The organism is Methanobrevibacter arboriphilus, from assembly GCF_019669925.1.
GTDB lineage: Archaea > Methanobacteriota > Methanobacteria > Methanobacteriales > Methanobacteriaceae > Methanobinarius > Methanobinarius arboriphilus_A.
Genome location: NZ_AP019779.1, coordinates 1,952,002 through 1,967,283, shown reverse-complemented (window position 1 = coordinate 1,967,283; position 15,282 = coordinate 1,952,002). Strand labels below are relative to the sequence as shown.

At 28.8% G+C, this 15,282-nt stretch carries 12 protein-coding genes and 1 tRNA gene; all 13 read right to left on the bottom strand.

What is annotated here, in order from left to right; all coding sequences use genetic code 11:
- Positions 1-627: 627 nt before the first annotated feature.
- Positions 628-1,071, bottom strand: coding sequence for a UPF0146 family protein (locus MarbSA_RS08615; RefSeq protein ID WP_221061415.1), 444 nt, complete (start codon positions 1,069-1,071; stop codon positions 628-630).
- Positions 1,072-1,191: 120 nt separating this feature from the next.
- A complete protein-coding gene (locus tag MarbSA_RS08610; protein ID WP_221061414.1) occupies positions 1,192-3,015 on the bottom strand; it encodes a DUF2207 domain-containing protein in 1,824 nt (607 codons plus the stop codon).
- A 26-nt stretch (positions 3,016-3,041) separates the two neighbouring features.
- Complete coding sequence (locus MarbSA_RS08605; protein ID WP_042703279.1) at positions 3,042-3,596, bottom strand: LemA family protein; 555 nt, start codon at positions 3,594-3,596, stop codon at positions 3,042-3,044.
- A 505-nt stretch (positions 3,597-4,101) separates the two neighbouring features.
- Positions 4,102-4,186, bottom strand: a tRNA-Ser gene (locus MarbSA_RS08600).
- Between the two features lie 164 nt (positions 4,187-4,350).
- Positions 4,351-4,659, bottom strand: a complete 309-nt coding sequence (gene rpsJ, locus MarbSA_RS08595; RefSeq protein ID WP_042703277.1) for a 30S ribosomal protein S10 — start codon at positions 4,657-4,659, stop codon at positions 4,351-4,353.
- An 87-nt stretch (positions 4,660-4,746) separates the two neighbouring features.
- Entirely contained in the window at positions 4,747-5,988 is a 1,242-nt protein-coding gene (tuf, locus tag MarbSA_RS08590; protein ID WP_042703275.1) for a translation elongation factor EF-1 subunit alpha, read from the bottom strand.
- Positions 5,989-6,329: 341 nt separating this feature from the next.
- Positions 6,330-8,525, bottom strand: a complete 2,196-nt coding sequence (locus MarbSA_RS08585; protein ID WP_221061413.1) for an elongation factor EF-2 — start codon at positions 8,523-8,525, stop codon at positions 6,330-6,332.
- Positions 8,526-8,587: 62 nt separating this feature from the next.
- Entirely contained in the window at positions 8,588-9,148 is a 561-nt protein-coding gene (locus MarbSA_RS08580; RefSeq protein WP_042703272.1) for a 30S ribosomal protein S7, read from the bottom strand.
- Between the two features lie 37 nt (positions 9,149-9,185).
- The gene (locus MarbSA_RS08575) at positions 9,186-9,611 is read right to left on the bottom strand and encodes a 30S ribosomal protein S12 (RefSeq protein WP_042703270.1); all 426 of its coding nucleotides are present in this window, start codon (positions 9,609-9,611) and stop codon (positions 9,186-9,188) included.
- A 963-nt stretch (positions 9,612-10,574) separates the two neighbouring features.
- Positions 10,575-11,006, bottom strand: a complete 432-nt coding sequence (locus MarbSA_RS08570; RefSeq protein ID WP_042703268.1) for a NusA-like transcription termination signal-binding factor — start codon at positions 11,004-11,006, stop codon at positions 10,575-10,577.
- Between the two features lie 12 nt (positions 11,007-11,018).
- Entirely contained in the window at positions 11,019-11,321 is a 303-nt protein-coding gene (locus MarbSA_RS08565; protein ID WP_197016898.1) for a 50S ribosomal protein L30e, read from the bottom strand.
- 12 nt (positions 11,322-11,333) lie between these two features.
- Complete coding sequence (gene rpoA2, locus MarbSA_RS08560) at positions 11,334-12,497, bottom strand: DNA-directed RNA polymerase subunit A'' (RefSeq protein WP_221062081.1); 1,164 nt, start codon at positions 12,495-12,497, stop codon at positions 11,334-11,336.
- A gap of 48 nt (positions 12,498-12,545) precedes the next feature.
- The gene (locus tag MarbSA_RS08555) at positions 12,546-15,146 is read right to left on the bottom strand and encodes a DNA-directed RNA polymerase subunit A' (RefSeq protein ID WP_221061412.1); all 2,601 of its coding nucleotides are present in this window, start codon (positions 15,144-15,146) and stop codon (positions 12,546-12,548) included.
- Between the last annotated feature and the right edge of the window lie 136 nt (positions 15,147-15,282).

The following is a 15,282-nucleotide window of genomic DNA, read 5'->3' as shown; positions in this document are numbered from 1 at the left end:
TCCTTATAATAAAATATAAATTAAATTGCTATATCCATATAATTTAATATATAATTAATAATTACTTTATCATAATTACTTTATTATATTATTAATTAGTATATTGTATAATTAAACTAATATATTATATAATTAAACCACTATATCTCCGATTAACAACAAATAAAGAATAATTATTTATTAAAATAAAATTAATTAAATAATTATGATTATTCATATTTATTAATAATTATGCTTATACATATTGATTTTTATAGTTTTTATATTTTTATAATTTAAAAGTTAAAAATAAGAAATAATAATAAAAATAACAATAAAAGTAATATTAAAAATAACAATGAAAATAATAATAAAATAATAATAAAAAATATTAAAAATATTAGAATATTAGAATATTAAAATTATTTAAGATTATTTAAGATTATTGAAAAATATTATAAAAAATAATAATAAAAGATAATAATAAAAATATTATTAAAAATAGTATTAAAGATACTATTAAAGATATTATTAAAAATATTACTAAAAGTATTTTAAATATATTACTAAAAGTATTGTAAAATATATTACTAAAAATATTTTTAGAATTATTAATAAGCATATTAAAGCTAATAATATAATAAAAAGTTAATGTTTTGTTTTTATATCTTGAATACTTTTACTTTCATAAAAAATAGCTTTTTTAAAGTTAACAAGCCTCATTTTTAAATTTAAATTTAAATCTTCATTGAATAAAGGTTTAACAATCAGATCAGCACCAATTTCAGATGAAATATTCTCAATATAAGGTTGAATTTCTTGTGGAGGGCGAATAGAATATATTAAATCAGCTCCACGGTAAATATCCATATTAGGATTTCTAATATCATCAAAAAGAATATTTTTATTTGAAGGATTAATATCAGTCGCTATAAAATTTATATTACTACAATTAGAACAATTGATAAGATAATTTGAAACTCCAAAGAATTTTCCAATAGCTATTTCAATAATTTTACAGTTAGAATCCTCATATTTATCATTAATCTTATTACAATAACTAACTATATATTCTCCAAAATCATTCCACATATTATCTCCAAATATACTATAACTAACAATAGCATTATAATTAATACAATACACATTACAAATAATACTAAATACATTAAAAATAAATAATTAAAGATTGATTAAGAAAATGAGGGAACATTAAAATGCCCCACCACCTCCACCACCAGAGCCTCCACCAAAGCCTCCTCCTCCACCAGAATTGGAATCAGCGGAATTAGCTGTGGATATTCCAGAATCAAAGCTTGAAAACAATAAGTATGTACCACCATAACTATAAAAGATATAGCCATCACTAGAATCCAAAACTTCTCCAGGTATTAATTTCTCCATAGCTTTTTGAACAGATTTTGCAACACCTAATGCAGTTGCATAAACTAAATATTTATTCCATATGGCAATAGAACTTGGAGGGTGTTCTTTAATCAAACTAAAATCATTTAAATATTTTTTAAAATTATTCCACTTTTCTTCATTTTCCCTACCTTCAATAGTCCAACGCCCAAAAATATGATTAGGTAAAATTACAGTTATAATAGAAACTATAATCAAGAAAATTGAAGCATAAAATAAATTACTTAAAGATTCAACAAAGTTAAATGGTATAAAACCAGTTAATATTAAAAATAATAATAATCCTGATAAAGCAATTCCTATAAATCCTACTATACGAGCTAGATCATATCCTTTAGAAATAAAGAGTTTTTCAATACCACTATTTGCTTCATATTCAACATCACTAGACCAAGTTTTGAAATACTCTCTGAACTTTTTAGCATGAAACTCATCTTTCATATCATTTTCAAACTTATGTAAATCAAGCTTATTTTGATTATCTGCAAATACTTTTAAAACATCAAAAGCTCTTTTTTCGGAATTTTCAAGATTTGACTTATCTAAACTATCATCAAAAATTATAGAAGGACTGTTTGATTCATCTTCATTTTTTGATTTAGCAGAATAATTATCATCAAAATTTTCCATTTTAATATATTTTTTGTTTACTAAATTTAAAATCGTAGCTTTAAAAGCATTCATATCTACAGAACCAACATTACCCTTATATAATGCATTTACAAAAGCAGGAGATTCTTTAGTAGGAGGCTCATGTTCATAAATCCCTTGATATGTGATTTTAGGTTCTCTTCCATATTTGAAGTATATAAAAACAGGAATAATAGCTATTAGAATCATGAGTATAGCTAAAACATTATAAAATACTCCAAAAAAATTTATTCCATCTTCATATTCCTTTTGTATATTTTCAAAGCTAGCTACACCATTTCCTTCATTAATTTTAGCATAAGCTGGATCATTAAAATAATTTTTAGGTAAAACCATCCTTAATTCAAGAAGATCTCCAGAATTTATCGGATTAGAAGTAGATCTAACAGTATTTCCATCCCAATTATCATTTAAAACTAAGTCAGAAGGGTTCAACCAATATTTTACCCCCGTGTTATTGTTTAAATGAACATATGTATTGAGTTTACCTAAATTAAAGTCCCATCCACTTCCCCATAAAGTATAATGAAGAGTAGCTCCATCATTGTATAAATTGATAACATTTAAAAAATCATACTCATAAGTTACTTCAACGTTTTTATTAGTAATAGGAATTGTTTTTTCAGAATTTGAATATAAATAAACAGTTATATCTTCCTGATCACCATTTCTACTAGAATTAAATGTAGAATAAGCACCTTTCGTAGTTATTTTAAGATTTTCAATTGATTCTCCAGTTTTCAAGGGAATATACCTATTAACCCCACGATAAGTTCCAGAAAAAGAATAGTGTAATGTTTCAACTACATGAATACTACCATTTTCTTGAATATACAAATTAATATTCGCAAATGGAACAGAATAACTTCTATCTCCATCCTCTGCAAAGTTAACACTAGTGAAAATAGCTAAAGAAATAAAAGCTAATAAAAATATAAGAATTAGTGATTTTTTATCCATAGATAAAAACCTCTTTATCAAAAATACTAAAATTTAACAGATGGAGTTGCCTTATCAGATTCATTAGCTTCAAAGAAATCAGCTTCATTAAAATGGAATAAAGAAGCAATCAAATTTGATGGAAACATCTGACACTTATTATTATACATCAAAACAGTATCATTATAAAACTGACGAGAATATGCTATTTTATCTTCAGTTTCAGATAATTGCATCTGTAAATCTTGGAAATTTTGACTAGCTTTCAAATCAGGATAATTTTCAGCTACCGCAAAAAGAGATTTAATAGCTTCAGTCAATTGATTATTAGCATCTTCAGCTTTTTTAACAGAATCAGCATTCATTAAATTAGATCTTGCTTCAGTAATATCAGTGAATACAGTTTTTTCATGACTTGCATAACCTTTAACAGTTTCAACTAGATTTGGAACTAAATCTATCCTCCTTTTCAATTGAACATCAATTTGAGCCCATCCATTTTTAACCTTATTCCTTGCACCAACAAGACCATTATATAAACCCATTATAACTAAAAGAATTATAACTATAATTATTCCTATTATTAAGTATAACCACCACATATTCACACCTTATTTTTACACAATTAGATTTATGAAACATGATAATAAAAGATATTTTTTAGTAAAAATCATTAAATATCTAAATATTATCTTTCTAAATATTATTTTTCTAAACATTGTCTTGATTAATTTTTATTATTGATTTATATCTTTATTAAATTATTTTAACTAATGAATTTTATAATTCTTATAATTAAAATAATACAATTATATCCTAATATTTTTAATTAAAACTATTTAAGATTTACTAAAAAACTAATAAAATAAATATAACTAGATAATAATCTAAAGATAGAAATTTTTTAAGATAAGAAAAAAATTAAAATAAATTTAAAGTAAATTTAAAATAAGTTTAAAATAAGTTTAAAATGAAATTAAAATAAAATTAAAATAAAGTGAAAAATTAACTAAAAATATAAAGCTAAAGAATAAAAAATATTACTAATCTAAAAAATAAAATTAAAAATAATAAAAAAATAAGAATAAGAAGAATAATAAAAAAATACGCCGAGACTGGGATTTGAACCCAGGCGGAGAAAATCTCCACAGGATCTCAAGTCCTGCGCCTTACCTGGCTAGGCTATCTCGGCAAATACAAAAAATAATCCATAATAAATAAAGTTACAGAAAGATAAAGTTATCTAATTGTAAAATTAAAACAATGAATTTTAATAAAATTAAAATATAGCTATAAATATAGCTAAAATAAAATCTAATAAAAATTAAAAGTTTAAGATTAACTGTTTAGTTAAAATTAACTTTTAAGCTCTATTTCAATACTTACATTGTCTGGAACATTGACTTTCATAACTTGTCTCATTGCTCTTTCATCTGCTCCAATTCCAACTAATCTTTTGTGAATTCTCAATTCCCATTTTTCCCAAGTAGCTTTTCCTTCTCCATCAGGAGACTTTCTAGTTGGAACTACTAACTTTTTAGTTGGTAATGGAATTGGACCTGAAAGATCTACACCAGTTCGTTCAGCAATCTTCTTAAGTTGATCACAGACAAAGTTGAGTTTATTTGGGTCAGTTCCAGTAAGTTTAATTCTTGCTTGATGCATTTTCACCCTCCAAAAAAAATAAAAAGGTATTAATCCATAAAAATGAATAATTAATAGCTATTAAAATAATAGCTAAAATTATTATAATTATTTAGCAGGTTCAATACCGATACACATACCAGCAGCTACGGTTTGACCCATATCTCTAATAGCGAATCTACCCATATGAGGGATATCTTTAATGTTTTCAATAACCATAGGTTTTGTTGGTTTAACTTTTACAATAGCTGCATCACCAGTTTTAAGGAAGTCAGGGTTTTCTTCTGCTACTTGACCAGTCTTAGGATCTAATTTTTTAGACAATTCTAAGAAAGTACATGCAACTTGAGAAGTGTGACAGTGGAATACAGGAGTGTATCCTACAGTGATAACACCAGGGTGTTGTAAAACAACGATTTGAGCATCAAATTCTTTAGCTACAGTAGGTGCATCGTTAGTGTGTCCAGCAACATCTCCTCTTCTAATATCATTTTTACCTACACCTCTAACATTAAATCCAACATTGTCACCAGGTTCAGCTTGGTCAAACATTTCGTGATGCATTTCAATAGACTTAACTTCTCCAGAAGCTCCAGCAGGTTCAAATATTACATCTTCTCCTTTTTTCATTATACCAGTTTCTACTCTTCCAACAGGTACAGTTCCAACCCCAGTGATAGAGTAAACATCTTGAATAGGTACTCTTAACGGTAAGTTAGTTGGTTTTTCAGGTGCTTTGAAATCTTCAAAAGCAGGAATTAAAGCTTTGCCTTTGTACCAAGGAGTGTTAGAACTAGGTTCAGAAATATTATCTCCTTCAAATGCAGAAATAGGGATGAAAGGAACTTCAGATGGTTTGTATCCAATAGAAGCAATTAAAGTTGAAATTTCATCTTTAACTTTGTTGAATTTATCTTCAGCATAATTAACAAGATCCATTTTATTAACTGCTATAATCAATTGTCTGATACCTAATGTCATAGCTAAATAAACATGCTCTTTTGTTTGTGGTTGGACACCATCCACAGCATCTACTACTAATACTGCAGCATCTGCTTGGGAAGCACCAGTAATCATGTTTTTAACGAAATCTCTGTGTCCTGGACAGTCCACAATTGTATATTCGTATTTAGGAGTTTCGAATTTTGCATGAGCTAAATCGATTGTAACCCCTCTCTCTCTTTCTTCTCCAAGTTTATCCATAATAAACCTGAATTTATTTTCACCTTCATCTAATTGTTGTTCAGCGATTGCCCCGGATTTTAATAAAACGTGTCCTACGAGAGTGGATTTTCCGTGGTCAACGTGTCCAATAAATGCTAAATTTATATGTTCTTTTTCTTTTGCCATAATAAAAACCTCATTTCTAAATAATCAATTTATTATTAACATTTTTAAGTTTTTTAATATTTAATATAAACATTTCATTAGTAATTTTAGTAGTTAAATTAAGTTAATGCTTTAACTTAATTAAATTTGAACTTTCCTATATAAAAACTTACCCATTATATTGCCATATAATAGATCATAAATAAATATTTTAAATAAATATTTTATTAATATTTATAATAGTTTAAAATGTTTTATTTTATAATATAATTTATACTATAATACTCTATTTTATAATACTTTATTAATAAAAAAATAAAGAAATAAAAATTTGAAGATTATCTTATTAATTTATCTAAACATTACCCAATATAATGTTCAGGACCATAAGGTTCAGGAGATAATCCTTTTCTTTCTCTTATTTCTCTAATAATCTGCTTTTGCAATTCATTTGGTAATCTTTCAAAACCTGCATTCTCAGTAGACCATAAACATCTACCTTCAGTAGCAGACCTAATATCTCCTGCAAAACCAAACATTTCAGCAACAGGAACCTTAGATTCAATCGATGCCATATCACCCTCTTGTCCCATATCAACAATTTGACCCCTTCTATTTTGAATTTCACGGGTAGCATTGCCCATATAGTCTTGAGGAGTATTGATAAATACTTTTTGAATTGGTTCAAGTAATGTAGGTTGAGCCATCATAATTGCAGCGAAAATAGCTTTTCTTATAGATGGAAGAACTTGAGCAGGTCCTCTGTGAACTGCATCTTCGTGAAGTTTAGCATCTACAAGCTTAAATTTTAATCCCATAGCTATTTCATTGGATATTGGTCCTGCATCTAAAGCTGATTCAAATCCTTCAATTAAAAGCTCTCTAACTTCATCCAAATATTGGATACCACGAGTTGCATTAATGAATATACTTTTATTATAAACATCCCAAACTTTACGAGCTTCTTCTTTTTCTAAACCACTTTCAATGAAGGTTGTAGCCATCTCTTTACCTTTAACTCTACCTTCTTTAATAGTTCCTTCATCAATTGCATCATATAAAGACTGATCCAATGGTTCGACTGTGATATAAAACCTATTATGCTTGTTAGGAGACTTACCTTCAACTGGATTTTCGATTTTTCCAGCTACAGTTTCTCTGTAAACAACAATTGGCTCAGAAGTTTCAATTTCAACACCTTTTTCATTGATCCTATATGTGATAATTTCTAAGTGAAGTTCACCCATACCAGAGATTAAATGTTGACCAGTCTCCTCATTAATATCTACACGAACAGTAGGATCTTCTTTAGAAACTTGCCTTAAAACTTCAATCAATTTAGGAAGATCTTTAGTATTTTTAGCTTCAACAGCTACAGTAACAACAGGTTCAGATATATGTTCTATGCCTTCAAACTCTTTTATCTTTTTGCTAGAATCACAGATAGTTTCACCAGCAATAGCTCCCTTAGCACCAGTTATTGCAACAATATTACCTGCAGGAACCTTATCAGTGTTAACTCTTTCTGCACCAAAGAATACTCCAACCTGTTGAGCTCTTGCTTTAGCATGAGAACCTACTAAAAAGACTTCACTACCTTTTTCAATAGTTCCACCATAAACTCTTCCAGTTGCAATTTCACCAGCATGCTTATCAATACTAACATTTGTTACCATAACAGCCAAAGGACCTTCAGAATCAGTGTGAATCATCGCTTGACCTTCTTCAGTTTCAATATCCCCATCCCAAATAGTTGGAACCCTGTAAGCTTGTGAAACTAAAGGACTTGGTAAATGTTCAACAACCATACCAAGTAAAACTTCAGTGATTGGTACTTTCTGTGCTAACTCTTTTTGATTTTCATTATCACAGTAGTCAATAATATCTTTAAAGTTTATACCAGATTTTTGCATAATAGGAATATTTATTGCCCAGTTATGATAAGCAGAACCAAAAGCAACACTACCATCAGTAACATCAACTTTCCATTCATCTTTTTTATCTTCTGGAGCCATTCCTTTGATAAGTTTATTTGCTTCAGCAATTATTTTAAGGAATCTGTTTTGAAGCTCTTCAGGTTCAAGTTTTAGCTCATTTATTAATCTATCAACTTTGTTAATAAATAAAACTGGCCTAACATTTTCTTTTAGAGCTTGTCTAAAAACAGTTTCAGTTTGAGGCATGATACCTTCAACTGCACAAACAACAACAACTGCACCATCTACAGCTCTCATTGCACGTGTAACATCTCCACCAAAATCAACATGCCCTGGAGTATCAATTAAGTTGATTAAATAATCATTATCATCAAACTTATGAACCATAGAAACACTTGCAGCATCAATAGTAATACCTCTTGCTGACTCCTGTTCATCAAAATCAAGACTTCTTGCATCACCAGCTAGCTCTTCAGAAATCATACCAGCACCTGCAAGTAAGTTATCAGATAAGGTAGTCTTACCATGGTCAATGTGAGCCACAATCCCAATATTTCTAATAAATTTAGGTTGATACATTAATTCCTTAATCTTTTCAATCATTTTACTACGTCTACTCACAAAAATCACCTATAATTAACATGTATCTCATTAAATACATATTTAAATAATCAATATTCTAATTAATGTGCAGCTCTAGCTACTCTTTCTTTCTCTTCTTTTTTACCAATAGCAAAACTTCTGGTATCATGTTCAGAAGCAAGAATCAACTCGTCAGCTAAACATTCAGCTACTGATCTTTTATTTTTAAAAGCAGACTGTAAAGTTCCTCTAGTCAAAAAACCTAAAGAAAGATCTACTCTTCTTTGTGGTGCTATATCAACAGCTACTTGATAACCAATACCACCATATTTAATTCTTGTAGTTTCTTCACGAGGAGAAGTATTTTCTACAGCTTTAACAAGAACTTGAATAGGATTTTGTTTAGTTCTTTTGTTTATAATTTCAAAAGATTCCTTAACAATATTATAAGCCTTATTCTTCTTCCCAGAATTTCTTTCAGTTCTCATTATTTTATTCATTAATCTTTCAACGATTGAAACTTTAGACTTTGCAAACTGTCTTCTAACATGTCTACCTAATGTGTGAGGAACTAAAGTTTCATCTAAGCATATATAGTTAATTAAACCTAAATCTTCAATTTTAATTTCTTTTAGGTCCCATTTTTCAAAAACTTGACTCATCAAATTACCTCTTTATAAATTTGAGTTGTAGTTATAATTATCTTACTGGTTTTTCTATTTTACCAATAACCATCTGTTCTAAAGAAACATTGTTAACTTTACTTACTTTCCAACGAACACCTGGAATATCACCCATAGATCTTCCAGAAGGTCCACCAATTCCTTCAATCATAACTTCATCATGCTCATCAATAAATCCAATAGCACCATCACCTGGAGCAAATGCAGTTAATTGTTTACCATTTTTGATTAATTGAACACGAACACATTTTCTTATAGCAGAGTTAGGCTGTTTAGCCTCAATTCCTACTTTTTCAATAACAATTCCTCTAGCTTGAGGTGCTCCTTCAAGAGGGTCTGCTTTTACGTCTAAACGTAAAGCTTTCCTTTTGTAGTCCACATCTTTCCACTTGAAATTTTGTCTATTCTTTTTAAGCTTTTTTGCAGCAAAAAGTCCTGGCATAAATAATTCCTCTTTAAATTTTAATTTATTAATTTTAGTAATTTAAACTATCTAACAATTAAATTAGTATCATTAAATATTATTAAATCAGTATTACATATTAAATTAGTATTATACATTAAATTAACATTCTTAAAATAATATTACTATAATTTAACATTATTTAATTTAGTATCAATTAATTTAGTATTAATTAATTCATTATTAATTAAATTAGTATTAATTAATCTAATATTAATCAATTTAATAGAATTTATATTATAATATATTAAATTTAATCCTATATAATAGATATAAAATAGATAAATAACGATGACATTAGCTATGAGTAGCTTACAGTCTAAAAAACATTGAATTTAAAAATAAGATTTCAATCTTAAAGTATATCAAATATCAATGACATTTATCTATATAATAGGTTATACAGTTAATCCTAAACGGATTTTTTTAATTAATATGTAATTAAGTATGATCTATAGCAATTTGGCACACAATAGCTATAGTCTAAATTTTTTTAGTCTTTTAAGATATATTAAGATGGAAAAAATTTAACTTATTACTATATATTTTAACCATATCTATTATAAAAATATATTAATTATAACCTTTATAAATCTTGTGAATTATCTTAGAATTTATTGATAATTTTATAAATAATTAATTTTATCAATAATTAGTTTTATCAATAATTTGTCAATTTATTAAATATAACAATAAATATAATTCTTTACAAGAAGTATTCTTTACAAAAAGTAAATTTTTTATAAATACTATATTTTTATAAATACATATTTTTTATAAATAATATGTTTTTTATAAATTGTCTATTTCTTATAAATAGTTCTTTATAAATAACCTATTTTCTATTAGTCTTTTATAATTCTTTTATAAATAATCGTTATCTATTTTAAATATTAAAATAATTTTATAAAAATGATTATAATAAAAATAATATTGAAAGCATCATTTTAAAATGATGCTGCTAATATTGTGCTGTCTTTTAGCTAACAACTTAGCTCTTTCAATATTATGACCATTTTTACCAATGGCAATTCTCTTATTTGTAGAATCAGCAACTACTGTAGCTACTTTTTCCTTATTTTCTTTTTGAAGTACTTTAATAGATTTAAGTTCAGCAGGAGCCATTATATTCTTTATAAATTCAGTCATGTCTTCAGAATGTTCAATTATTTCAACACCCTTATCAACAGCCTTTTGAACTTTAGTAACAGTACTTCCACCTTTACCAATAGCTAAACCCATATCACCATTTTTAACAACAAAAGTAACTTTGCCATTATCTTCATCAATAATACAATCTTTAACCATTGCTCCAGTCATACTCTCAAATAGAGCTATGTATCTTATTTCATTTGCGTTAAATTTAATAGACACAAAAATCTACCCCTACTTAGATATTATTTCTAATATAGTAGAATCTCCTGGATCGTTTATGACTAATGTAGCCACAGTAAAAGGTTTACCGCAAACAGAACCTAATTCAACACTAGTTCCTTCGAAAGTGTGAACTGGGATTTCTGAAAGTTTTGAATAATATTCTACATCTTCTAAAATTTCATTAGGACTATTTTGAGCAACAACTACTAATTGTCCTTTACCTAATTTCAAAGATTGAATTGATTTTTCAGAGCCTAAAGTGACATCACCTGTGTCAACTGCTACTCTAATTCCTCTATCTACGTCCATCATCTGCCTCCTTCATTATTTCTTAGATTTATTTGGTTTCATGACGACACCGACTGAGCCAGTACCGAGGGGTATAGGTTGTCCTATGATAATGTTTTCGATAATTCCAGTTAATTTATCAACTTCTCCACGTATACTTGCACGGAGAAGATGTTTACCAGTTTCTTCGAATGCTGCACGAGCAAGAACACTAGATTTCTCACCACTAATACCATGACGACCAATAGAACGAACTGTTCCTTCAGAAGTCATCATATCAGCTACTAACATAATGTGTCTAACATCAACACTAAGACCCTGTTCTTCAAGAGTACGAAGAGCTTCATTAATAATAGAATTACGAGCAGCTTCAATACCTAAAACAGTTTCAATTTCATGAATATCATTTGTGGTGGTTCTAACTCCATCTACACCATCAATTTTTAAAATATCACCAAGATTTGAACCTTCGGTATGGATGATCCATTCATCCTCTCTTCTTATAATGACTTTTCCAATATTCTTAATACCACTTATCTGTAAGTCACGAACTTTATCTGCAAGAAGTCTAAGTTCTCTTATAGATTGTTTTGCAGGTTCAAAAACAATGACATTTTCTTTTATATTTGATTTTTTAAATGCTTTCTCAATGTTAGCTAAAATCTCTTCAATATCAAGTCTTTTATCTTCAATTTTTTCTTCATCAAGTATTGCTTCAACTTTCATTTCAGCATAATTAATATAAAAATCTCTCAAGATATCATTTAAAGTACTTTTACCAATACGGTTAGCTAACTTCTTAACAAACTCCTCATCATCCCTATAGTCTTCATCAAAATAAATAGCCATGGTTGGAGTTGAAATCTTTTTTCTTGCATCAACAATTTCAATAAGTCTTGGAAGACCTAATGTAACGTTTAGCTCAGCTACCCCTGCATAGTGAAAAGTACGCATAGTCATCTGAGTACCTGGTTCACCAACAGATTGAGCAGCAACTGTACCAACTGCTTCCCCAGCTTCAACTTTAGCTCGATCATAAGCTTTTCTAACTTTAATTATTAATTTTTCAAGTTCAGTATCAGTAAGTTCTCTTCTAACATAAGCTTCTGCAATATCATGAATATAACTTTCTGGAAAGTCTGCTTTTTTCTTTTTAGCTACCTTCTCTACTTTTTCAATTATTTTTTTGTCAATTCCCATTTCTTCCACAAAAATCACCTAATCAATACTCATAAAATAATAGCTAATCTATTTAACCCTCATTTCATCAATGATTTTATCTAAGTCTGCAGCTTTACCATAATCACTTTTAGCAGGATCTACACCATCTTCACCAAACATTGTTTGAATAACCATTCCCCTATTATCAGTAACTAAACCGCTTTCTCTTACATTAAGATCTTGAAGAGCATTAACAAGTCTTCTTTGCATATATCCACTTTGTGCAGTACGAATAGCAGTATCAACTAACCCTTCTCTTCCCCCCATTGCATGGAAGAAAAATTCAATTGGATCAAGCCCTTCCTTATAACTTGAATGAACAAATCCTCTTGCCTTTGCACCAAGTTCATTCTTTCTAAAGTGAGGTAAAGTCCTTTCAATATAACCTCTATCAATACGGCCCCCACGAACAGATTGCTGACCAACACAAGCAGTTATCTGAGTTAAGTTAAGCATGGAAGCTCTAGCACCAGTAGTAGCCATTATAACAGAATGATTATCCATTCCAAAGTAACTTTCAGCGATTTCACCAGACTTATCCCTTGCTTCACCAAGAACCTGCATGATTTTCATTTCAAGAGTTTCTTCTAAGCTTCTTCCAGGTAATGCTTCAAGTTCATCATTTTCATAAGCTTCTACTAATTTATCTACCCTTTCTTCAGCACTATAAAGATGAGCTTCAATTCTTTCTTTAGCTTCTTCTGGGATTTCCTCATCATTAGTACTTGTAGTAATACCTACTTTCATAATACCAGAAATAGCAAGATCTGTAGATGCATCAAGGAATTTCCTTGCTTCATTAGAACCATATTCCTTCATTATAGTATCTAATATTTTACCAGAGAAAGAACCATAAGCTTTCTCATCCATAGCACCAGAAACAAGTTCTCCATCTTCAATAACAACATAAGCATCATATTCACATTCTTTTAGCATACATTCGTCACATTTTTTACAAATTTCTGCTTTATACTGCATATTAAGATTTTCTGGAAGTAATAAACTAAATATTTCTTTTCCAGTCCAGTCACGATGTTTCCTTTTAGGAATTGGAAGTTTAGCTTTTCTAATAATTTGGAAAGCTTGTTCTTCAGTGAAATTTGAACCAGTCCTTGTAAGTAAATATGCTCCAGAAATATGATCGTGAATAGCTCCAATAATTGGTCCACCAAACCTAGGAGATAATATATGTTCTTGAACTCTCATAAGAGATTTAGCTTCAGCTCTTGATTCGTCAGTCTGGAAAACATGCATATTCATTTCGTCTCCATCAAAATCTGCATTGTATGGAGGACATACACATAAATTAAGTCTAAATGTTTTATATGGTAGAACTTTAACTTCATGAGCCATCATAGACATTCTATGAAGAGAAGGTTGACGGTTGAATAATACAATATCCCCATCTTTTAAATGACGTTCTACAATAAAACCAGGTTCTAACATTTCAAGTATTGCTTCTTTTGTTTCATCCAAAACTCTTATTTTTCTACCATCAAGTCTAATAACATAATTAGCACCTGGATGAACCTTAGGACCATTATTAATATGTTCTTTCATTTGTTCAATATTCCAATCATTAACATGAACAGGAACCGTAACTTCCGTAGCTATCATCTCAGGAACACCAACCTCATTAATACTAATATTAGGGTCTGGAGAAATTACAGTACGTGCAGAAAAATTAACCCTTTTACCTGAAAGATTACTTCTAAATCTACCTTCTTTCCCTTTAAGTCTCTGAGCTAATGTTTTAAGTGGTCTTCCAGACCTATGTCTAGCTGGAGGAACACCAGATGCCTCATTATCAAAATAAGTAGTAACATGATATTGTAATAATTCCCAAAGATCTTCTACAATTAGCTGAGGAGCTCCAGCTTCCATATTTTCAACTAATCTTTGATTAATTCTTAGAATATCAACAAGTTTATGAGTCAAATCATCTTCAGAACGTTCTCCAGTTTCTAAAGTAATAGAAGGTCTTACAGTAACTGGAGGAACAGGTAAAACAGTCAAAACCATCCATTCTGGCCTAGCAACTTCTGGATTAACCCCTAAAATATAAGCATCAGAATCAGTAATTTTTTCCAATTTTTCCCTTACTTCACTAGGAGTTAACTTATAGTCTCCTTCAATTATTGAAATTGGCTTATCAATTTTAATATCTTCTTGTTCTTCATCACAATGAGGACATTTATCTCTTCTAGCTGTAACATAAATCTCTTTAATAATGTCATTAATACTTTCATCATTTTCCTTCAAAGCATCAATTTTTGCTCTATAGTCCTCAATTTCAGTATCTGTTAAAAGTATACGACCACAAGAGTTACATGTAGACCTTAAGATTTTATGAATAGTATCACCAAAACCTACATGAATTACAGGTCTTGCTAAATCTATACTACCAAAATGTCCCTGACATTCTCCTCCTTTAGCACCACAAGCACGACATCTTAAACTTGGGTCAATAACTCCTAAATGAGGATCCATTAATCCATTTTCAATAGGATATCCATCTTCATCATAGGTATCTGGAGTTTCAATCCTAGTAACAGACATTTTTCTAATATCATCTGGAGACATAAGCCCAAAGTTAATTTGAGAAATCTGTTTTATTATTCCTTTCAAAATATTGGCTCCTTAATAATTCCTAATTAATTATAATAATATTCATAATTTTCATATTCATCATAATTCTAATAATATAATAAAATTCTAATAATATAATAAATAATAACAAAATTATATAAATTTAACAAAATTA

Bases quoted from the DNA above. Each gene is read 5' to 3' on its own strand.
- MarbSA_RS08615 (WP_221061415.1), bottom strand. From the start codon at position 1,071: ATGTGGAATGATTTTGGAGAATATATAGTTAGTTATTGTAATAAGATT.
- MarbSA_RS08610 (WP_221061414.1), bottom strand. From the start codon at position 3,015: ATGGATAAAAAATCACTAATTCTTATATTTTTATTAGCTTTTATTTCT.
- MarbSA_RS08605 (WP_042703279.1), bottom strand. From the start codon at position 3,596: ATGTGGTGGTTATACTTAATAATAGGAATAATTATAGTTATAATTCTT.
- rpsJ (WP_042703277.1), bottom strand. From the start codon at position 4,659: ATGCATCAAGCAAGAATTAAACTTACTGGAACTGACCCAAATAAACTC.
- tuf (WP_042703275.1), bottom strand. From the start codon at position 5,988: ATGGCAAAAGAAAAAGAACATATAAATTTAGCATTTATTGGACACGTT.
- MarbSA_RS08580 (WP_042703272.1), bottom strand. From the start codon at position 9,148: ATGAGTCAAGTTTTTGAAAAATGGGACCTAAAAGAAATTAAAATTGAA.
- MarbSA_RS08575 (WP_042703270.1), bottom strand. From the start codon at position 9,611: ATGCCAGGACTTTTTGCTGCAAAAAAGCTTAAAAAGAATAGACAAAAT.
- MarbSA_RS08565 (WP_197016898.1), bottom strand. From the start codon at position 11,321: ATGATGGACGTAGATAGAGGAATTAGAGTAGCAGTTGACACAGGTGAT.
- rpoA2 (WP_221062081.1), bottom strand. From the start codon at position 12,497: ATGGGAATTGACAAAAAAATAATTGAAAAAGTAGAGAAGGTAGCTAAA.